We start from the raw sequence: 19,564 nt of genomic DNA on the forward strand, positions 1-19,564 counted from the left end.
CCGGCCGCACGCATCGTCCGTGCACACCCCTTCCGGCCTTGGAGGCTTCCCCATGTCCCGCACCCCTTCCCGTCTCGCCGGGCTGCTCGCCGGCGCCGCGTCGCTCGGCCTGCTGGCCGGCTGCGGCGATTCCTCCGACGACGCCGCGAGCACCGGGAGCACCGCTTCCGCGTCCAAGGTCACCGTCGTCGCCTCCACCAACGTCTACGGCGACATCGTCGAACGCATAGGCGGCGACCGGGTCGACGTCACCTCGATCATCAGCGACCCCGCCCAGGACCCGCACTCCTACGAGGCCGGCACCCGCAACCAGCTCGCCCTCTCCAAGGCGAAGGTCGTGGTGGAGAACGGCGGCGGGTACGACGACTTCGTCGACCGGATGCTGGGGAGCGGCAACGCCTCCGCGGAGGTGATCAACGCCGTCGAGGTCTCGGGCCGGACCGCTCCGGCCGGCGGGGAACTCAATGAGCACGTCTGGTACGACTTCCCGTCGGTGAGCAAGGTCGCCGACCGTATCGCCGACGCTCTGGGGAAGGCGGACCCGGACAACGCCGGCACCTTCACCAAGAACGCGGCGGCCTTCAAGAAGAGCCTCACCGCGCTGGAGGACAAGGAGGCCTCCCTCAAGTCCGCGCACGCCGGCGACGGCGTGGCGATCACCGAGCCGGTTCCGCTCTACCTGCTCGAAGCGTCCGGTCTGGCCAACCGCACACCCGAGGAGTTCAGCGAGGCGGTCGAGGAGGGCGACGACGTGTCCGCCAAGGTCCTCCAGGCCACCCTGGACCTCTTCTCCGGCAAGAAGGTCAAGGCCCTCGTCTACAACCGGCAGACCTCCGGCGCCCAGACGGAGAAGGTCAAGTCGGCCGCCGAGGCGGCCGGCGTGCCCGTGGTGCCCGTCACCGAGACCCTGCCCGACGGCAAGGACTACCTGACGTGGATGAACGACAACGTCGACGCACTCGCCGACGCCCTGAACAAGTGACCGGCGAGACCCCGCCGTCCGTACCCGGGCCCCGCGCGGGCGACGCCGATCTCCAGGGCAGGCCGGAACTCCTGATCCGGATGAGGAACGGCGGCCTCCGGTACGGGGACCGCACCCTCTGGAAGGAACTCGACCTGGATGTGCGGCCCGGGGAGTTCTGGGCCGTCCTCGGGCCGAACGGCTCCGGCAAGTCCAGTCTGGTCCAGGCCCTTCTGGGGCTCCGGCCGCTCTCCTTCGGCACCCTGCGCGTGCTCGGCGCCGATCCCCGGCGGGCCGCCCGCCACATCGGCTACGTACCGCAGCAGGGAACCGCTCCGGCGCACGACGTCGTACGGGCGCGCGAGTTGGTGGGCTACGGTCTGGACGGGCACCGGTTCGGACTTCGCGGACGCGGTGCCGCCACCCGGCACCGCGTCGACGCCGTCCTGGAGGCCGTCGGCGCGTCGGCGTACGCGAACGCGCCGCTCGGCACCCTCTCGGGCGGCGAGCGGCAGCGCGTGCGCATCGGCCAGGCCCTGGCCACCGATCCCCGCGTGCTGCTGTGCGACGAGCCCACGCTCTCCCTGGACCTCCGCCACCAGCGGGCGGTGACGGAACTCATCGACCGAAGACGCCGGGACCACGGGACCGCCGTGGTGTTCGTGACCCATGAGATCAACCCCGTCCTCGACCTCGTGGACCGGGTGCTCTACCTCGCCCCGCAGGGACATCGCATCGGTCCGCCGGAGGAGGTGCTCACATCGGAGTCCCTGTCGTCCCTGTACGGGTCGCAGGTCGACGTGCTGCGCGTGCGGGGCAGGTTCGTCGTCGTCGGAGCGCACGACCAGCAGCCGGTGCACCACCCGGAACCGGACACCGAGCACACGCACAACACCGACGGAGCGTATCCATGACGGCGGCCGGGACATGGCAGCAGATCTTCGACTTCCAGGACTACGGCGCTCTGCTGGCTCTGGTGCGCAACTCCCTCATCGTGGGCGGTGTGCTGGGGCTGGTCGGCGGACTGACCGGAGTCTTCGTGGTGCTCCGGGACCTGCCCTTCGCCGTCCACGGGATCAGCGAGCTGTCCTTCGCGGGCGCCTCGGCGGCCCTGCTGCTGGGGGTGAACGTGGTGGCGGGCTCGATCGCCGGCTCGCTCATCGCCGCCCTGGCGATCGGCGCGCTGGGCGCCCGCGCCCGGGACCGCAACTCGGCCATCGGCGTCCTGATGCCGTTCGGGCTCGGGGTCGGCGTCCTGTTCCTCGCCCTCTACAAGGGACGCTCGGCCAACAAGTTCGGCCTGCTGACGGGTCAGATCGTGGCCATCGACGACCCGCGGACCGGATGGATGCTCGCGGTGTCCGCGCTGGTGCTGGTCGTCCTCGCCGCCATCTGGCGTCCGCTGACCTTCGCCAGCGCCGACCCGCAGGTCGCGGAGGCACGCGGTCTGCCCGTCCGGGGCCTGTCCGTGGCCTTCATGCTCGTCCTCGGACTCGCGATCGCCCTGTCGGTACAGGTCGTCGGGGCACTCCTGGTCCTCAGCCTGGTCGTCACCCCCGCCGCGGCGGCCTCCCGGGTGACGGGTTCTCCGGTGCTCCTGCCCCTGCTGAGCGTGCTCTTCGCCGTGCTCGCCACGGAGGGCGGCATCCTCCTCGCCCTCGGCAGCAGCGTTCCGATCAGCCCTTACGTGACGACGATCTCCTTCCTCGTCTACGTCGTGTGCCGGGCGATCGGAGCACGGCGTGCCCGGCACCGCCGAACGGCCCGCGTCGCGTCGGGCGTCGGGGCGGGCGTCGGGGGCGAGGCGGTGCGCGGCTGAGTTCCATCACTCCCGGACCTCCGGCGGCCGCGGTGCCGCCGCGACCACTCCGGGAGTGATGGCACTGCGTCGGCGTGTTCCCGCTCCATGGCGCAGCACCTTGAACGCGGTCAGCAGCAAGAGCGCGCCGAAGACGTAGAGGGTCGCGTGGAAGGCGTCCAGCAGCGCCGCGCCGACCAGGATGAACACCGCGCGCATGGCAAGCGCGCCGATGACGCCCCACATCAGCACCCGGTGCTGGTACCGGTCGGGAATGCCGAAGTACCCGAAGATCAGGGCGAAGACGAAGATGTTGTCGACCGACAGGCTCTTCTCGATGAGATAGCCGGCCAGGTACTCCTCGGCCAGGACCGGGCCTTCCAGAGCAACAGCAGACCGCAGAAGCCGAGTCCCAGCAGCAGCCAGACGACGCTCCACCCGGCGGCTTCCCGGATGGAGATCACGCTCGCCCGGCGGTGGATGACGAACAGGTCCAGGACGAGCACCACCGCCAGGAAGGCGATGAGGACGATCCAGGCGGCGATCGGTATGTCCATACCGGCCGACTTCCCGGCTTTGCCACTCTTTTAACCATTCGTGGCGATATGCGTACTATTGAAGTTCCCTGCGCGAGGGGCGCCACCGGGGTGCGCCGATTCGACCCGGCCCCTTGATCCCCCTGTCCGAACCAGTGCCGCACCTCCCTCGACCCGCCGCGCACATGCGGGATGGGGCCGATTCGTCGGCCCCATCCGGTCTGTCACCTTCCACCGCCTCCACCGCCGTGGCCGCCACCTCCACCGCCGCCACCGTGACCGCCGCCCCCACCGCCGTAGCCGCCACCACCGTGGCCACCACCGCCGTGACCGCCACCACCGTGGCCACCGCCGCCGTAGCCGCCACCGCCGTGACCGCCGTAGCCGCCGTCTCCATGGCCGCCATGGCCGCCGTGATCTCCGTAACCGCCGTAACCGCCGTAACCGTGGCCGCCGTGGCCGCCGTGGCCGCCGTGGCCGTAGCCGTAGCCATAACCCCAATTTCCGTCGCCCCAGCCACCGTGACTCACGGAGGACACGGGCGCGCTCGTCGGTGCGGCGACGGCCGAAGTGGCCGCACCCGCACCCCCCAGGGCGAGCGCGAGGCCTGCCATCGCGGCGAGGGGCCACCTGGGAATTCGCATGACAACTCTCCCTTGCCAGGTTGGTTCCTGGGCCTGGTCGAGGCGAGAGGCTGCGTGCGAGTGTGCGCCCGAGCGGCCCCAGGCCTCGCTGCGGGTGATCGGACCCCGCAGGTGAAGTGGCGATGGGCGAATTTTCCGTTATCGCCACATTTCCGTCGAATCCATGCTCTGTCCGCGACGCCGTGGAGTCAATACACCCACCAGCGGCGGTCGGCACCCCGAACAGGTTCCCCCACTCGTCACGGGTCGGCACCGCCCGGCGCGGGCGTGGTCGTCTTGACCGGAAGATCGAGCCGGAGTTGGTACCCGCCGTCGGAGATCGGACCGCAGGTCAGCGTCCCGCCGAGCAGTGCCGCACGCTGGCGCAGACCCGTCAGGCCGTAATGGGCGCTCGGCAAAGGGATGGTCGACCGGGTCGGAGGACCGTTGGTGACCGTGACGTGGACGGTCTCGTCGCTCTGCCAGAGCCGGATCGTCGTGGCGGCCCCCGGGGCGTGCTTGCGTACGTTGGTCAGCCCTTCCTGGACGGTGCGGTACAGGGCGCGCTGCACCGAAGGGGCCAGATCACCGGGAAGGTCGGCGGTCAGCCGGGCCTCGATGCCGCTGCCGTCGACGAGGCGCTCCAGATCCGCCAGGGAGGGCTGCGGGGTCAGATCGGTGGGGCGGTCACCGGCGGCACGCAGCACGCTGACCATGTACCTCAGCTCGTCCAGGGTCTGCACGCTCAGCCTGCGGATCGTACTGGCGGCTTCCTTGGCGTGCGGGTCACGCGTACCGACCTGCAGGGCACCGGCCCGCACCGCGATAAGACTGACCTGGTGGGAGACCACGTCGTGCATCTCCCGTGCGAGCTGCGACCGCTCGGCGGCCAGGATCGTCTGCGCGATCAGCAGCCGTTCGTGCTCGCGGGCCTCGGAGATCTCCACGATGCGCTGCGAGAGGTCACGGCGGGCCTGCACCAGTTGCCCCAGGAAGACCGCGGCAGCCGCGGTCGCCGCCGTGTAGCTCAACGTGACCAGCTCCTCCGCGGAGACGTTGATGTCCGGCGCGAGATCGCAGAGCGTGAAGGCCACCACGCCGACGGCCAGGATGACGCGCCTGCGGGACACCGACGCGAGGGTGTACAGCGCCGCCAGCGAGGCGAAGATCGCGTCGGAGAAGAACACGGCGGGCAGGGTCACCAGAAACGTCAGCAGCGGCCTGCCGTGCCGCAGCAGGAGCGCGAAGGCCCCGCCCAGCGCGCACGCCAGTTGCAGGGGTTCGTCGGCGTGGACATGGACCCAGACGTCGAACAGCGCGACGAGGACCAATGCGCCGTCGAGCACCGCGGACGGCGGATGCCGGAGATTCACCAGGCCTCCTGGCCCGTCGACGGCGGCATGCCGCGCCCGCGTTCCCCGTGGATCACGGGGTGCGACGCGCAGGAGGGGTTGTCCACCGGCAACCGGGGTTTCCACTCACCCGAACAGGATCATTCATGATCGTAACAGGACAAAGCGGAACCGCCGCCGGCCGGGGAAGAGGATCCGGTCAGAGATGGGGCGCGGTGGTCCAGCCGGCCAGGATCGGCAGGACGCGGGCGGTCGTGGAGTCGGGGTCGCAGGTGTAGACGACAAGGCGCTGGTCAGGCTCATTGGGCGCGCAGACGATCTCGATGTCGAAGGTAAGCGGGCCCGCGGTGGGGTGCTGGATGCGCTTGGCGACCGAGGCGTAGTCGCGGACGGCGTGGTCGTCCCACCAGCGGGCGACATCGGCGTCGGTGGTGCGAAGCTCGTCCACGAGCACCGTGAGGCGGGTGTCGTGCGGGCGGCGGGCGGTCTCCCGGCGCATGGTGGCGACCGTGGCCGACGCGAAGTCCTGCGGGAACATGAAGCGGACGAACGACGTCCCCGGCTCCAGCGGACGGCCCAGCACCTCCATCAGCAGCCCGTTGCGGGCCAGCACCTCGCCGCGATGACCGAGCAGCAGCACCGGGACGTGGTCCAGCGTGCGCATCACCCGCAGCAGCCCGGGATCCGGACGCTGGACGGCGGCCGCGTGCGGGGTCGCGGCGCGGCGCCGGCCATGGCCGAGCGCGGCAGCGGCGCCATCGTCACCATCGGCTCCTGGATGGCCCGCGTCGGCAGCCCCCACGCGGCGATGTACACCGCGACCAAGGCGGCGGACGAACAGCTCACCCGCAGCTGGGCGGCGGAGTACGGGCCGCGCGGCGTGCGCGTGAACGCCGTCGCCCCCGGGGGCGACCCTCACGCCGGGCAACGAGGCGGCCCGGGCGGCCCTCGACGCGATGACCGCCGCCACCCCGGCAGGCGTGGTCGTCCGTCCCGAGGACACGCCAAGGGCGTCCTCTACCTCGTCAGCGACGACGCGTCCATGGTCCACGGCATTCGCGCTCTCGGTGGACGGCGGGATCTCCACCACCCGCCCGTCCTGATCCCCGGCCGCTCATCGGGGGCTTTCCGACCACCGCCGCGAGTTCCTCGTCCCGCTTCCGCAGGGCACCCGGACACACCGGGCGGCCCTGCGGAAGCGGGACGGCTGCGGAGGCTACTTGGGCTTGGGCACCCCGAGGCCGGCGTCGGTGGGCTTCGGGAGCAGATGACCGTCGACGTACAGGTCGACGTGCTCGTTGTAGAAGGCGACCAGGCCCGCGATGCGGTTGGCGTGGATGGTCGGGAAGTCGTACCCCCAGGCGATGTCCTCGTGGGACGCGGTGTCGCCGTCGAACGACCAGTAGCCGCTCGTCGTCCCCTTGTACGGGCATCGAGTCACCGTGTCCGAGTGCCGCAGTCGCGCCCAGTCGACGTACATCCGCTCGATGTAGTAGCGGGTGGGAAGGCCGGTCTCGAACAGCTTCACGCAGTTGGGCGCCTCCGCGAGCACGACCCCCTCCACTTCCACCCGGACGCCGCTCGACGAACGCAGGGCGTCCACCCGCGAGTAGGGGCTCCTGGGGTGTACGAAGACCGGCTCGTCCTCCTCGAACCAGAAGTCCACCGCCTCCCACTCGAAGCGCACGGTCCCGTGCAGGGGCTTCGGGCTGTCCTCGTCCCACACCCACGCCGCACCCTCCCGGACCTCCGAGCCGATCCGCAGTGAGTGCCGGCGCGCGGAGCCGGCACCGTGGTGCTCGGTGTGGTGCTCGTCGATGAGCTCACCGTCGACCAGGTCCTCGACCGGGATGCTGAACTGCGGGTAGGCCTGCCACTCCCACACGTACAGCGCACGGCGGGTGTCGAAGACGACGCGCCCGCCGATCAGCCCCCTGATCCTGCGCGGCACCGGCTCGACATGCCCGACCGGGGCGATCAGGCTCGGGTGCAGAACACTCTCGTTTGCCATGGTGGATGACCCCTCGGTCCGCTCGTTCCTCGTCTCTCAAGGGATGACCGACAGCACCATGGAACCGTGACAGGCCGCACCGGAAGCGCCATGATGTGCCCCGTGGACTGGGATTCACAGGGGGCGGCGACGCGGTACGGCGAAGTCATGAAGCGCCGGGATGGGACCCCGGGGCCTTTCCGAACGCCGGGAAGAGCGCCCGCGAAGAGATCGGGGTGACCTTCACGGTGGCGAACGGCGAGGTCACCTACCGGCTGCCGTCGACCACCGACCGCAGGTCGCTGGACGACGGGGATCGCCTGGCCGTCGTCTACCGGCCCGATCGTCCCGACACGGTCACCGCGGAGCGTGACATCGGCGGGACGCGGCTGTTCGGCCGGTCCGGGGTGGCCGCCGTGGGCCTGGGCCTGATGACCTTCGCCGCGGTGGGACTCCGGCAGGAAAGGCGACGTCGGGTGCGCACGGGCGACGGCGCGGAGCCCTCCGGCTCCGCGGGCTGAGCGAACGCCGCCTCGTCGTCCACGTGCGCGTCAGACGGGGATGAAGTCCGGCCACCACGACGGATTGTTTCCGGGACAGAACGGCGCCGGGTAGTCGTCCACGATTCCGATCCAAGCGATCACTGTCCAGCCGATGGCGATCTCCACAGCGACGGCGCTTCCAAGGGCCACCGTCGCGTTGGTCCACTTCGCCATGACCGAATGGGTGACGCCGGCCGCGACCGAGAAGACGACAAAGGCGAGCGGAAGGTAGACGATCACCAGAAAACCCGAATTGGCGGAGCCGTTCACCCCGACATCGCACGAAGACCAGATGTTCGCGATCAGCCAGCATGTGCCGAGGGACATGACGATGCCCATCGGCAGGGCAACGGAGCGCGAGCTCCTGGTCTCACCTGCGCCGCCCACCGAACGCCCGCCCCTTAGAAGCCGTTTCCAGGCCCGCTCCATGGCCCGCCGTTCCGGCGAAAGGATAACCGTGCCGCCTGCAGGCCCGAACGGGAGTGGTCTCTCGGCCTGGGCGGAGCGGGCGTTGTCCGTAGCCGGGGGGTGGCCATCCCTTCTTCAGGCGGGCCCGCAACGTCGGTCCATCAAGGGCAATCGGTCCAGTTCGGTGCCGATCGCGTCCCGCAGCACATCATGCTGGGGACCGAGTCTGAACCGCTCGTCACTCCACCGCTCACGCGGATACAGCCACACAGGTTTGCCCACCAACTCGCCCGGCTCCCATTCGAAGCGCGGCCAGACATGGGCATGCAAGAACGGATCAGTGTTCCCCAGGATCTCCAGGTTGACCCGGCGGAAGTCGGGGTCCATCTGCCGGCAGGCCCGCTCGACTGCCTCCCCGAGCCGGTCCATGTCGGACAGGAACGACAACCGCTTGGCCCTCGGCAGGTCGGACAGCCGCTGAACGCTCACGTCATCCACGAGGAGAACCGAGTAGCCCGGCAGGAACTGCACATCTCCCATCACCGCGAATCCCGAGTCGAGCCGCCGCAGCACGGTCGGGTTCCCGCCCCGCAGAGCCGCCCCGATCCGGTCCGTTCGCCAGTCACCCGTCATGCGATGAACCTACGCTCAAGACCCGCTGTTCGCCCCGGAGGGCGAGCGCCCGTGGGAACAGGCCCGGCGCGCCACACGGCGTGCCGGGCCTGCTGTGTGCCCGTTCCTTACTGCTGCTACCACCAGATGACGGCGTATCCGTTGCCGCCGTTCTGCGCCGGTTGCAGCACGATCAAGGCGCCGTCGCCGCCCGTGCCCGCCCCCTGCGGCTCGGGCTCGACGATGCCGTTCACCGGAGGCCGGCCACCCTGGCCCACCAGGCCGGCACTCAGGGGAGGCTGACCCGCGGCTCCAGTACGGGTCGTACCGCTGTTCCCGTAGCAGTTGCCCGTTCCGCCGGCACTGGGAGTCGGGGTGAGTGAGCCGAAGTGTCCGCCGGCGCCGCCCCCGGCTCCCGCAAGGAGACCGCCGGGACCGGACAGGGTGGTGTCAGCCCCGTTGGTGCCGTCCGTATTGAACGTCGAGGAACCGATCCCACCTAGGCCGACGGTCACGGTGTAGTCCGTGCCGGGCGTCACCGGTACGGCGCACCATGCGAAGCCGCCGGCGCCCCCGCCTCCCCCGAGGATGATGGGAAGCGTGGTGCTGACCCCGCCACCGCCACCGCCGGCGCCCCACGCCTGGACGAAGACCCGGGTGACATCGGCGGGCGCAGTGAACGTCCCGTTCTCATCGAAGTCCACCAGGTCGTGCGGCGCGGCCCCCGGCCCGGCCGGACCAGCCGGACCAGCCGGACCGGAGGGACCCGCCGGACCCGCGGGGCCGGTTGCGCCGGTGTCGCCCTGCGGCCCTGCCGGGCCCGCCGGTCCTGAAGGCCCGGCGGGCCCGGTGGTTCCGGGAGGACCGGCCGGACCCTGCGGGCCGGGAGGACCGGGCGGACCCGGAATGCCGGGGCGACCGGGATAGCCGTGGTGGCCGGGGTAGCCGTGGTGGCCGGGGTAGCCGGGCCGGCTCGGGCAGTACCCGGGGAAGTAGGGGAAGAGGAAGCACGGGTCGGCGAGGCTTGTCCGGGCGCCGGGTTTCACGGCGTCGACCTGGCCGCCGTCGGCACTTTCGGCGTGGGCGGCACCTGTCACAGCACTGGACGCCAGGGCCACGCTCGCGGCCATCGTCCACATCCGCAGACCAACTCGGCGCCGCTGAACGGGCGCCTCAGGCACGGCTATTCGGGACAACACGTCACCTCCAGGAAGGGGCTCGCGGGCGCGGCAGACACCGCCACCAGGAGAGGGAGCCGTCGGGGACAGCAGCGAACCCAACAGCAAGAATCGCCCTGCGTAATGAGGTGCGCACATTGTGTAGCCAAAGCGGGTGACGGACCGGCCGCCGACACGGCGTCAGCAGCGGCGCGTACAGCCCCACCCTCTTACCGGGCCCGAATTCGTCCCCCATTCCTAGGGATCCTAGGTTATGGTTAGGGCTCCTAGGCAGCGGGAGGACGCGTGGCACGAGCCGGACTGACGACGGAACGGGTGACGACGGCGGGCGCCGAACTGGCGGACGAGGTCGGGCTCGACAACGTGACCATGTCCCAGGTCGCCCGGCGGCTCGGCGTCAAGGACGCCAGCCTCTACACCCATGTCCGCAGTCTCGAGGACCTGCGCGGACGTATCGCCCTCCTGGCCGCCGACGAGAAGACCATCCGCATCGCCGAGGCCACCGCCGGCCGCGCCGGCAAGGACGCCCTCGTGGCGTACGCGAACGCCTGGCGCGAGTACGCCCACCAGCACCCCGGCCGCTACACCGCGACCCAGACCCCCCTCCGGATCGACCCCGAGCTGGCGGCCGCGGCGCCCGGACCGCGACGCGCCGTCGAGCTGACCTACGGCATGCTCCACGCCTACGGACTCGACGAACCCGACCTCACCGACGCCGTACGGCTCCTGCGCAGCACCTTCCACGGCTTCGTCGCCCTGGAGGCCACGGGCGGGTTCGCGCACCGGCGCTCGCCGCAGCAGTCCTGGCTCCGCGCCCTCGACGCCCTGCACACCCTCCTGGAGCACTGGCCCCGGACCCGAGAAGGAGAAGCAGCCCCATGACGACCGAACCCACCCCCGGCACCCTGCGCGTGAACGGCGCCACCCTGCACTACGAGATACGCGGCCAAGGCCCCCTGCTGCTTCTGATCCCCGGGGGGACGGGCGGCGCCGCGTCCTTCGACGACATCGCCGACGGCCTCGCCGCCGGGCACACCGTCGCCACCTACGACCCCCGCGGCATGTCCCGCAGCACCCTCGACGACCCGGACGCCGATCAGCACGTGGCCGACCACGCCGACGACGCGTTGCGCGTCATCGACCTGCTCTCGCCCCACGAGCCCGCCCGCGTCTTCGGCGCCAGCTCCGGCGCGATCACCGCCCTCCACCTGCTCACCACCCATCCCGGACGCGTCACACGTCTCGTGGCGCACGAACCGCCGGTCGTGGAGCTCCTCCCCGACGCCCGCGAACACCGCGCGCTGGTCGCCCGCGTGCGGGACACCTACCGCGACCAGGGCCTCATGCCCGCGATGGCCGCGTTCGCCGAAGGCATGAAGAGGGACGACGACGGCAGCGGCCCGAACCCGGAGATCAAGCTCCCCCCGCACGCGGTCGCGCGGGTCGAGCGGACCAGGGCCAACCTGCCCCTGTTCGTCGGACGCGTCGTCCCCGCCTTCATGGCGTACGTCCCCGGCACCGACCGCCTCAAGGCGCTGTCGGACCGGCTCGTGCTCGCCGCCGGCCGGGACTCCCGCGGGGAACTCCCCCACCGCGCCGTCGCCGCCCTGGCCGAGCGGCTCGGCACCGGACTACGCCACTTCCCCGGCGGCCACATCGGCCTGACCACCCATCCCGCCGCATTCGCCGAGCACCTCCGCGACGCCCTCGGCACCCGTTAGCCCCACACTTCCCGACCCGATCGGCTGCGGTGGGGCTGCGGGGCGGCGGGGGCGGTTGTCGGATGGGCGGCAGCAGTCCCCGGCCCGGGGCGCCGGCCGGGCGGTTCGTACGGGGTCGACGGCCGGGCAGGTGGTACACGTGGCAGGCGAGGACGCTCCCACCGAACTCGACGCGGTCGCCGACGAGCTGTACGGGCTGCCGCCCGCACGGTTCACCGCCGTCCGCAACACGCGCGCCCAGGCCGCCAGGAAGTCCGGCGACCGGACCCTCGCCGACCGCATCACGGCCCTGCGCAGACCCACCGCGTCGGCCTGGGCGGCCAACCTGCTCGCCCGCGAACACCCCGACGACATCGGTCCGTTCCTCCGGCTCGGCGAAGCACTGCGCCAAGCCCACCAGGCACTCGACGGCGAGCAGCTGCGCCGGCTCGGCCACCGGCAGCGGGAACTCGTGCGGGCCCTGTCCCGGCAGGCGGGACGACTCGCCGCCGACGCCGGCCACCCGCTCTCCGACCCGGCCGTGCAGGAGGTGGAGCAGACCCTGCACGCCGCGCTCGCCGACCCCGACGCAGGGGCGGCCTTCGCGGAGGGCCGCCTCACCAAGCCGCTTTCGGCGACCGTCGGCCTCACCGGGTGGGCCGCCACCGGCCACGTGAGCGACCTGCCTCGCCGCCCGCCGAAGAAGAAGCCGGCGGAGGCCGCGGAGGACGTGGAGCGGGACCGCCGTGATGCGGAGCGGCAGCGCCGGCGCGAGGAGGCCGGGCGGGCAGGACTCCAGGCACGCCAGGCCGAACAGGAAGCCCGGGCCCGCGAAGGCGACGCCGAGGCCGCCCAGGAGGCCCTCGACGCCGCGGACCGCCGCCGCGAGGACGCCCAGCGCCGCCTCGCCGCACTCCTCGAACAGGTCACCGAAGCCGAAGAGGCCCTGCGCACGGCCCGGGACGACCTGGCGCAGGCACGGCGCCGGCACCGCGACGCCGACGGGGCCGCCCTCGACGCCCGCCGTCGGGCAGGCCGAGCCGCCGCGCACGCGGAGCGGTTGGCCCGAGGGCTCGAGGACGAATCCTGAGCCGCAGCCGCCGGCGCCATCTGGCGCTCGCCTCAGGTCCGGCCACCGAACTGCCAGTCGTGGACCTCGATCGCGGCGTACGCACCGGCCGTCAGAACGGCACGTGCGGTGTCCGGGTCCGCTGCCCGGAGGAGCGCGGCCGTGCCCAGCCACGTGGCGCCGTCGTCGGACAGCAGGGGCCCGTACGCGATCAGGTCGTCGCGCCCGGGCGGCAGGACGAGGTCGGCGCCCCGGCCCGCGCCGAGGCCGAGCACCAGGTACCGGTTGCCGCCGGTACGGCCGCCGGGGAAGTCCCACATGGTGCGCCCCAGCAGGTTGCGCCACCGGCGCAGCAGCACGTCCCGGTACACGCCGGCCTGGTGGCCCGGCTCGTCGAAGGCGAACGCGCGGGCCGCCGCGGGGCCCGGAAGGTCGAGGATGTGCACGCTGCCGGTGGGCTGACCGTCCACGGCGGTGAGAGTCGGGCCGCGGGCGATCATCTCCTTCTCGTACCGGTCCATGTAGGACCAGTGGTCTTCGAGCAGTTCTTGACGAAGCGTCAGCGAATCCGCGCGATCGCGGTGGTAGCAGAGGAACTCCATGCGCACACCCTCCCCCACGGCGCACGGCCCCGCCCGGAGTTTCCGCTGTGGACGTGACCCTCGACCCTCGACGCTCAATCGGCAGCGGCGCGTTCGGGCGCCGCGGACAGGGCGGCGTCCAGGAGGACCTCGGCGGTCGCCCTGGCCGCGGCCGCCGCTTCGGGGTCTGCGTCCATGCGCACCGACACGGCGCAACCGTCGTAGAGGAGGTGCAGGCGGCGTCCGAGGGTCTGCGGATCCGGAACGCCGGCCTGGCGGGCGAGGTCGGTGAACAGGGTGCGCACCCACGCCCGGTAGTCGTTGGAGGCCTGCTCCGTACTGCTGCCCGACTCGGCCTCCGCGCTGGCCGCGATGAAGGCGCAGCCGCGGTAGCCGGGGCCCTTGAACGACTCCGACAGCGCGTCGAAGACGCCGAGGAGCCTGGCCCGGGGGGTCTCGTAGCGCTCGAGGAAGGCGAGGATGCGGGCGGAGGTGCCGGCGTGCCGCGACCGCAGGTAGGCGTGGACGAGTTCGTCCTTGCTGCCGAAGGTGTTGTAGAGGGAGGCCTTGGCCACCCCGGCCCGCTCGATGATGCGGTCGATGCCGACCGTCTGTACGCCCTCCGCGTAGAACAGTTCGTTGGCGGCGGACAGCAGACGCTCGCGCGCCGAGGGCTTCGCCCCGGCGGGCGCCTGGTCTGTGCCCGCGCTGTCGGCGGCCATCGCCGCCTCCTCTCCGGTCGGGTCTCGGGATCGCCTTAGGCAATGCCGGGTCGTGACCGGCTGCCGCGCCGTTCGGTGAGCAGTCCGATCAGGGCCAGCAGGGCCAGGACCATGACGGCCGCGCCGTACTCGCGGGCGGTGGCGACCAGGCCGCCGGCGTGGACGACGAGGTAGCCGGCGATCACCGACGGCACTCCCAACCCCAGGTAGGACAGTACGTAGAGCAGCGACAGGACTCCGGCGCGCTCGTGGGCGGCGGTCAGCGGCATGACCGTGCGGATGCCGCCCTGGAACCCGCTGCCGAAGCCGATGCCCGCGATGGCGGAGCCGAGGAAGAACAGCACGGGTGAACCGTCCTCCACGGCGACCAGGGTCAGGGCGACGCCCGCGATGAGGGTGCCGATGCCGGTGAGCATGACCCCGCGTGCGGGTGCGGAGCGCAGTACGAGGGTCGCGGCGGCGGCCACGCCGGCCAGTACGAACAGCGCCAGTCCGCCGTAGACGGCCGACGCGGAGTGGGTGAGGCTCCGCACGAGGGCCGGGCCCAGGGAGCCGTAGAAGCCCGCGAGTGCCCAGACGGCGATCATGACCGGTGCCGTGTTCAGGACCGCGCGCCGCACCGTCCTGGGCAGTCTGACGTCGGGGACGAGCGTGGCCAGCGCACCCGGAGTGCGCGTCAGGGTCTCGCGCATCAGCGCCACACCCAGCGCCTGGAGTGCGAAAACGCCGACGAGGGCGAGGTAGACCAGGTGTGTCGGGGCGGGCAGGTACTGGACGAGGAAGGCCGAGACCAGCGAGCCGGTGGCGGTGCCGAGCCCGGGTGCGAAGGAGTTGGCGACGGTTCCGCGCCGCCAGTCGATGTCCATCATCCCGGCGCCGACGGCGCCCAGCGCGGCCCCGGTGGACAGCCCCTGGACCACCCGGCCGATCATCAGTTCCGGCACTCCGTGGGCGGTCGCGAACACCACCATCGCCGCCGCCTGCACGGCGAGGGCGCCCAGCAGCACGGGCCGCCGCCCCAGGTGGTCCGACAAGCGGCCCAGGGTGAGCAGCGAGGCCAGGACGGCGATCGCGTACACCCCGAACACCAGGGTCGTCGTCACCGGGCCGAATCCCCACTCCGCCTGGTACACCGCGTACAGCGGCGTGGGCGCGCTGGAGGCCGCCAGGAAGGACACCACGATCGACGCGAGCAGGTAGAAGGCCGCGCGGGGTGTCAGCACCCCGGTGCGGCGACCGTTCCGCGCGGGCGCGGCGCAGGCCGCACCCGCCCCGCCGGGGCCTGTGACGTCCATGGACGTCGAGGCCGTGTCGAGATCCTGCACGGTGCGCTGCTCGGGCATGCCGGCGTCCCTGGATTGAGTAGACAGGTCTGTTCATTTTCGCTGGACAGGCCTGTCCAACGCGGCCGGGAGCCGTTTCCTTCCCCCCGTCCTCGCACCGCGTCCGGGGCGGGGACGGGAAGCGGCGGACGGGAAGCGGCGGACCGGGCGGCAGCGTCAGACGACCCATATGGGGGCCGCGACCCAGGGGCATTTGACGCATGCGGCGGCCGGGAAGCTGCTGGCACAGTGACCAGGACAGCGGGAAAGGCCTCTGATCCGCACTTTCCCCTGCCTTGATCACCCTGCGCGCTCGGGGGCACCGGCGGCCGCCGGTGCCACGACGACGCTTCCGCGAACGCCGTGACGTCGGGGGGGAGCGCGCAGGGCCATGCCCGACACGGGCCGCCCGGCATCCATGGGATGCCGGGCGGCCGTACAAGGAAGAGACAATGGCTCCACTCGTCGATGAACCCATGGCCGATACGCGCGACATGTACATGGCCCACAGCGCGCTGCGCCGGGAGTTCAGACTGCTTCCCGACCTCGTCCGGTCCGTCGCGCCCGGCGACACCCGGCGCGTGGACGTCGTCGGTTCCCACGCGGCGCTGGTGTGCCGGGTTCTGCACACGCACCACGAGGGCGAGGACAAGCTGCTCTGGCCGAAGCTGGTCGAGCGGGCCGGCGTGGACGCCGAGGCCATCGTGCCGACGATGGAGCAGCAGCACCGCGCGATCGATGCACTGCACGACGAGGTGACCGGACGGCTCGCGGCCTGGCGCTCGACCGGAGAGGACGGCGAGGCGCTCGCCGAGGCGTTCGAGCGGCTGCTGACCGTGCTCCTCCAGCACATGTCGCTGGAGGAGAAGGAGATCCTGCCGCTGGCCGCGAAGCACGTGACCGCGGCGGAGTGGCACCAGATGGGCGAGCACGGCATGGAGAACACGCCGAAGAAGGACCTGCCGCTCGTCTTCGGCATGGCAATGTACGAGGGCGACCCGGAGGTCGTCAAGGCGGTCCTCGCGAACGCCCCGCTGCCGGTCCGGCTGATCGTCCCCGCCCTGGGACGCCGCCGGTACGCCGCGCACGCCCGGCAGGTCCACGGAACGGTCAGGCCGCCGCGCATCGGCTACTGAGACATCCGGCGACCGAGTCGGGCCGGGGCACCATCCGGTCCTCGCCCGAGGGCCGGGGCTTGCGTGGCAGGCAGGCGGCAAGCACCGTCGGCGGCAAAACGGCCGGCGCCGCTGTCCGTCCTCGACCCGGCGCCCGCCGAAGAGGGCGCGAGCGCAGCGTCGCCCCGGCCGCGACGGTCTCGACCGCCCGGCGGGCCGCCGATCGCGGCTTCCGCCGGGTGGGGGTGGCCGGGCACCACGGACACCGTTCCGTCGGCGGCGCGGCCCCTCCCGTCCTGCCGGCACGCCGCGCACGCCGCGGCCGAGCAGTTCACCCCGCTCCCGGCGCTCCACCCTGACCGCGGTCCGGACACGGACGACCTGGACATCCCTCCGCGCGCCGCGCCGCGGAGGCGGTCGGGCCACCGACGACGAGTTCCGCGCCGGCCCAGCCGGGCGGCTTCGGCGGCCGACATCGAGCGCCGCGGGCGCCGACCGGCCGCGGGAGCGGGACCGGCGCTCGCCTTCACCCTTCACATCCGGCCGGGCAACGCGCCTGAGGCGCCGGGCCGTTGCCGGGATCGGTCCCGGACCTCACGGTCGACGCCCTTCGACGATCCGACGGCCGGATGCACTCGCCCACGCCGACCGTCGGGCGGCCCGACGTCCGGCCGCCCGCTTTCTGTGCGTTTTCCGGGATGTGAGTTATATCCCATTCCCAGGAATCCCTGTTTGCGGGTGTTCCCCGCAATGTCTGCGGGTCTCCCGCATTCCCGGCCGGGCAGGCCACGACGACCGCGGCCGGAACCTACGGTGGCCGCGATGGGGTTCCCCGCGCGGACCGCGCCCGAGACGGAAGCGCCGCCGGACCCCGGGGAACCGGGCAACTCCGCACAGTTCGCGAGGACATCGTGATCGAAGCATTCTGCACCGACATGCAACCGCCTGCCGAGCGGGCCGAGTACTGGAGGGACGCCGTCCGCAGGGCGTTCACCCGACTGGAGATCCACGCGCAGGGGACGGCGGAGCTCCACGGGGAGATACGCCGGACGTACATGGCCGGCGTCCAGGCCGGATACCTGGAGGCGAGCCCGCAGCGGATGGCGCGTACCGCGCCGCTCATCGCCGCCGACCGCGACGGCTCGCTCATCGTGAGCCTGCAGCGCACGGGTGTCAGCGTCACGGTCCAGGACGGCCGGGAGACGCTGGTGACCGCCGGTGAACTCGTGATCCTCGACAGCCGAAGGCCCTACGTCCTGGACTTCACCGACCCGGTGCGGCAGCACGTGGCCACGGTCCCCCGCCAGATGCTCGACCTGCCGGACTCGCTCCTGAGCCTGGCCACCGGGCGGACCTACTCACCCGCTCACGGGATCGGCGGCATCCTCGCCTCATACGTCGACGGGCTCGTGGCGACGACGGAGCACTGCGTCTGCGCACAGGACTCGCAGAGGTTCCTGCGCCAGGGCATCGTCGACGTGCTGACCGCGTTGGTCGCCCTGGAGGGGGCCGACGGGGAGCAGGCCGCGGTGGAGCGGGCCCTGCTGCAGCGCGTCCGCGGGTACATCCGCGCCCACCTGGACGATCCCGCGCTCTCCCCGGCGTCGGTCGCGGCCGTGCACCACATCTCCCTCCGCTACCTGTACCAGCTCTTCCAAAACGAGCCGATGACCGTCGGCCGCTGGATCCGGCGCCTCAGGCTGGAGGCCTGCCGCAGGGACCTCGTCCGGCCGGAGCTCGTCGGGCAGACGGTGGCGGCGATCGCTCACCGGTGGGGCTTCGCCAGCCACGCCCACTTCAGCCGCACCTTCCGCGCGGTCTACGGCCTCTCCCCCGCGCAATGGCGGCAGGCCGGTGTCCTGCAGGCTGCACCCCTGCAGGCCACCGGCCCCCTCCCCGGGCAACCTGACAGCTGATCAGTCCCGTCGCAGTTGCCCCGTGTCCTCGCAATGGGCCTCACCGGCGGGCCGGGGCAGCGCGGCGGCCGGCTCCTCCATCCGGGTCAGCGCGACCATCGCGAGATCGTCCTTCGGCAGCGCGCCGGCGTGGTCGACGAGGTCCCGGAGGATCTCCCCGAGCGCGTCCGGCAGGCGTTCGCAGTCGGCCGGGCCACCCTGCCGCACCCACCGCCACGCCGTCGCGCGGTCCAGCAGCGGGTAGCAGTGCCCGGCGGCGTCACGGGCCTCGACGAGCCCGTCGGTGTAGAGCAGCAGCGTGTCACCCGGGTCCAGTTCGAAGCGTTGCTCGACGGCGCCGCACTCCCGCAGTGCGTGCAGTCCCAGCGGGGGCGACGGGCAGCCCGCCACCAGGGCGACGCTCCCCCGCCGGGCCTGTACCGGCGGCGGATGGCCGTGGTTGACCATGCGGGCGAGCCGTTCGCCGTCCCGCACCTCCAACAGCAGCGCGGTCACGAAGCGTTCGTCGGTGTCGCGGGCCGGGTCGTCGCTCTCGCCCAGGTGGCGCAGGAAGCTCTCCTCCAGGCGCGCCGACAACTCCGCCAGGGTCGCGGCGCGCGGCGCCCATTCGCGGAACGCTCCGAGCACGGCTGCCACGTCCTCGAAGGTGGGCAGGCCCTTGCCGCACACGTCACCGATGATGAGGCGGGTCGTCCGGCCCTTCCGCGCGACGGCGTAGAGGTCCCCGCCCACCTGTCCCCGTCCTCCGCAGGCCCGGTAGACGGAGGCGAGCCCCAGCGCGCCGACGCGCTCGGGGAGCGGCCGCAGCAGGGTCCGCCGTACGGTGTCCGCCACGACGAGCGCGCGCGCCGCGCCGTGGCGGTACCGGTCTTGGACACGGCCCATCACCACCGCCACCACCCCCGCGGTGACCAGCGACGCGATCCCGCACGCGAGGCTCGGATGAATGTACAACGGCAGGATCACGCAGACCGCACACACGGCGAGGACCCACAGCGCACCCCCCGCGACCGCCAGGTGCCGCAACGGCTGTCCGTCGTCCGGTTCCTCCTCGAACTGTCCGATGTCCGGCATCGGCGTCACTTCCTCAAGGTCTGTGCGCGGGGCCGGGATCCGACGGATCCACGAGCGGTCCCGGA

The 19,564-nt window shown here is 72.1% G+C and carries 20 protein-coding genes and 1 pseudogene; 10 read left to right on the top strand and 11 right to left on the bottom strand.

Going from position 1 to position 19,564, the window contains the following annotated elements; genetic code table 11:
- Window positions 1-52 precede the first annotated feature (52 nt).
- The 3 genes from B085_RS0122425 to B085_RS0122435 are packed head-to-tail and all read left to right on the top strand — an operon-like array spanning window position 53 to window position 2,780.
- Window positions 53-982, top strand: coding sequence for a metal ABC transporter solute-binding protein, Zn/Mn family (locus B085_RS0122425; protein ID WP_018560836.1), 930 nt, complete (start codon window positions 53-55; stop codon window positions 980-982).
- Complete coding sequence (locus B085_RS0122430; RefSeq protein ID WP_018560837.1) at window positions 979-1,875, top strand: ATP-binding cassette domain-containing protein; 897 nt, start codon at window positions 979-981, stop codon at window positions 1,873-1,875. Before B085_RS0122425 ends, B085_RS0122430 begins: the two co-directional genes overlap by 4 nt.
- Window positions 1,872-2,780: a metal ABC transporter permease gene (locus B085_RS0122435; protein WP_018560838.1), complete on the top strand. Its 909-nt coding sequence runs from the start codon at window positions 1,872-1,874 to the stop codon at window positions 2,778-2,780. Before B085_RS0122430 ends, B085_RS0122435 begins: the two co-directional genes overlap by 4 nt.
- A 6-nt stretch (window positions 2,781-2,786) precedes the next feature.
- Here the strand turns inward: B085_RS0122435 and B085_RS43415 are convergent, their stop codons facing one another.
- The 3 genes from B085_RS43415 to B085_RS43425 form a co-directional block, all read right to left on the bottom strand.
- Window positions 2,787-3,197: a TerC family protein gene (locus B085_RS43415; protein ID WP_026251322.1), complete on the bottom strand. Its 411-nt coding sequence runs from the start codon at window positions 3,195-3,197 to the stop codon at window positions 2,787-2,789.
- Window positions 3,198-4,178: 981 nt separating this feature from the next.
- Window positions 4,179-5,291, bottom strand: coding sequence for a sensor histidine kinase (locus tag B085_RS0122455; RefSeq protein WP_018560841.1), 1,113 nt, complete (start codon window positions 5,289-5,291; stop codon window positions 4,179-4,181).
- A gap of 178 nt (window positions 5,292-5,469) precedes the next feature.
- Entirely contained in the window at window positions 5,470-6,072 is a 603-nt protein-coding gene (locus tag B085_RS43425) for a hypothetical protein (protein ID WP_234018639.1), read from the bottom strand.
- On the opposite strand from B085_RS43425, the pseudogene B085_RS50970 reads away from it, so the two are divergent.
- Window positions 6,049-6,264, top strand: a pseudogene (locus tag B085_RS50970) (SDR family oxidoreductase); the annotation flags it as partial. The gene B085_RS43425 and the pseudogene B085_RS50970 sit on opposite strands and share 24 nt — an antisense overlap.
- 222 nt (window positions 6,265-6,486) lie before the next feature.
- On the opposite strand, the gene B085_RS0122465 reads toward B085_RS50970, so the two are convergent.
- Window positions 6,487-7,281 carry a DUF427 domain-containing protein gene (locus B085_RS0122465; RefSeq protein ID WP_018560844.1) on the bottom strand — a complete coding sequence of 265 codons (795 nt, stop codon included), beginning with the start codon at window positions 7,279-7,281 and terminating at the stop codon, window positions 6,487-6,489.
- Between the two features lie 215 nt (window positions 7,282-7,496).
- On the opposite strand from B085_RS0122465, the gene B085_RS0122470 reads away from it, so the two are divergent.
- Complete coding sequence (locus B085_RS0122470; protein ID WP_018560845.1) at window positions 7,497-7,781, top strand: hypothetical protein; 285 nt, start codon at window positions 7,497-7,499, stop codon at window positions 7,779-7,781.
- Between the two features lie 30 nt (window positions 7,782-7,811).
- On the opposite strand, the gene B085_RS43430 is transcribed toward B085_RS0122470, so the two are convergent.
- The 3 genes from B085_RS43430 to B085_RS50975 form a co-directional block, all read right to left on the bottom strand.
- Window positions 7,812-8,141, bottom strand: coding sequence for a hypothetical protein (locus B085_RS43430; RefSeq protein WP_018560846.1), 330 nt, complete (start codon window positions 8,139-8,141; stop codon window positions 7,812-7,814).
- A 204-nt stretch (window positions 8,142-8,345) separates the two neighbouring features.
- Window positions 8,346-8,843 carry an HIT family protein gene (locus B085_RS0122480; protein ID WP_018560847.1) on the bottom strand — a complete coding sequence of 166 codons (498 nt, stop codon included), beginning with the start codon at window positions 8,841-8,843 and terminating at the stop codon, window positions 8,346-8,348.
- A gap of 116 nt (window positions 8,844-8,959) precedes the next feature.
- The gene (locus tag B085_RS50975; RefSeq protein ID WP_018560848.1) at window positions 8,960-9,526 is read right to left on the bottom strand and encodes a glycine-rich domain-containing protein; all 567 of its coding nucleotides are present in this window, start codon (window positions 9,524-9,526) and stop codon (window positions 8,960-8,962) included.
- A 759-nt stretch (window positions 9,527-10,285) separates the two neighbouring features.
- Between B085_RS50975 and B085_RS0122495 the strand changes: the two genes are divergently transcribed.
- The 3 genes from B085_RS0122495 (at window position 10,286) to B085_RS43440 (ending at window position 12,790) form a co-directional block, all read left to right on the top strand.
- The gene (locus B085_RS0122495; RefSeq protein ID WP_026251323.1) at window positions 10,286-10,882 is read left to right on the top strand and encodes a TetR/AcrR family transcriptional regulator; all 597 of its coding nucleotides are present in this window, start codon (window positions 10,286-10,288) and stop codon (window positions 10,880-10,882) included.
- A complete protein-coding gene (locus B085_RS0122500) occupies window positions 10,879-11,721 on the top strand; it encodes an alpha/beta fold hydrolase (protein WP_018560850.1) in 843 nt (280 codons plus the stop codon). The genes B085_RS0122495 and B085_RS0122500 overlap by 4 nt, the downstream gene beginning before the upstream one ends.
- 139 nt (window positions 11,722-11,860) lie before the next feature.
- Window positions 11,861-12,790, top strand: coding sequence for a hypothetical protein (locus B085_RS43440; RefSeq protein ID WP_018560851.1), 930 nt, complete (start codon window positions 11,861-11,863; stop codon window positions 12,788-12,790).
- Between the two features lie 32 nt (window positions 12,791-12,822).
- Here the strand turns inward: B085_RS43440 and B085_RS0122510 are convergent, their stop codons facing one another.
- The 3 genes from B085_RS0122510 to B085_RS43445 form a co-directional block, all read right to left on the bottom strand.
- On the bottom strand, window positions 12,823-13,371 hold the full coding sequence (locus tag B085_RS0122510) for a YciI family protein (RefSeq protein WP_018560852.1): 549 nt from the start codon (window positions 13,369-13,371) through the stop codon (window positions 12,823-12,825).
- Between the two features lie 74 nt (window positions 13,372-13,445).
- Complete coding sequence (locus tag B085_RS0122515) at window positions 13,446-14,072, bottom strand: TetR/AcrR family transcriptional regulator (protein WP_018560853.1); 627 nt, start codon at window positions 14,070-14,072, stop codon at window positions 13,446-13,448.
- Window positions 14,073-14,107: 35 nt separating this feature from the next.
- Window positions 14,108-15,415 carry an MFS transporter gene (locus B085_RS43445; protein WP_018560854.1) on the bottom strand — a complete coding sequence of 436 codons (1,308 nt, stop codon included), beginning with the start codon at window positions 15,413-15,415 and terminating at the stop codon, window positions 14,108-14,110.
- Between the two features lie 431 nt (window positions 15,416-15,846).
- Here B085_RS43445 and B085_RS0122525 point away from each other — a divergent pair, with 431 nt between their 5' ends.
- On the top strand, window positions 15,847-16,530 hold the full coding sequence (locus tag B085_RS0122525) for a hemerythrin domain-containing protein (RefSeq protein ID WP_026251324.1): 684 nt from the start codon (window positions 15,847-15,849) through the stop codon (window positions 16,528-16,530).
- Between the two features lie 890 nt (window positions 16,531-17,420).
- A complete protein-coding gene (locus B085_RS43455; RefSeq protein ID WP_018560856.1) occupies window positions 17,421-18,425 on the top strand; it encodes a helix-turn-helix domain-containing protein in 1,005 nt (334 codons plus the stop codon).
- Here the strand turns inward: B085_RS43455 and B085_RS43460 are convergent, their stop codons facing one another.
- Window positions 18,426-19,499: a PP2C family protein-serine/threonine phosphatase gene (locus tag B085_RS43460; protein WP_018560857.1), complete on the bottom strand. Its 1,074-nt coding sequence runs from the start codon at window positions 19,497-19,499 to the stop codon at window positions 18,426-18,428. It abuts the gene before it with no gap.
- Between the last annotated feature and the right edge of the window lie 65 nt (window positions 19,500-19,564).

The organism is Streptomyces sp. BoleA5 (assembly GCF_000373665.1).
Lineage (GTDB): Bacteria > Actinomycetota > Actinomycetes > Streptomycetales > Streptomycetaceae > Actinacidiphila.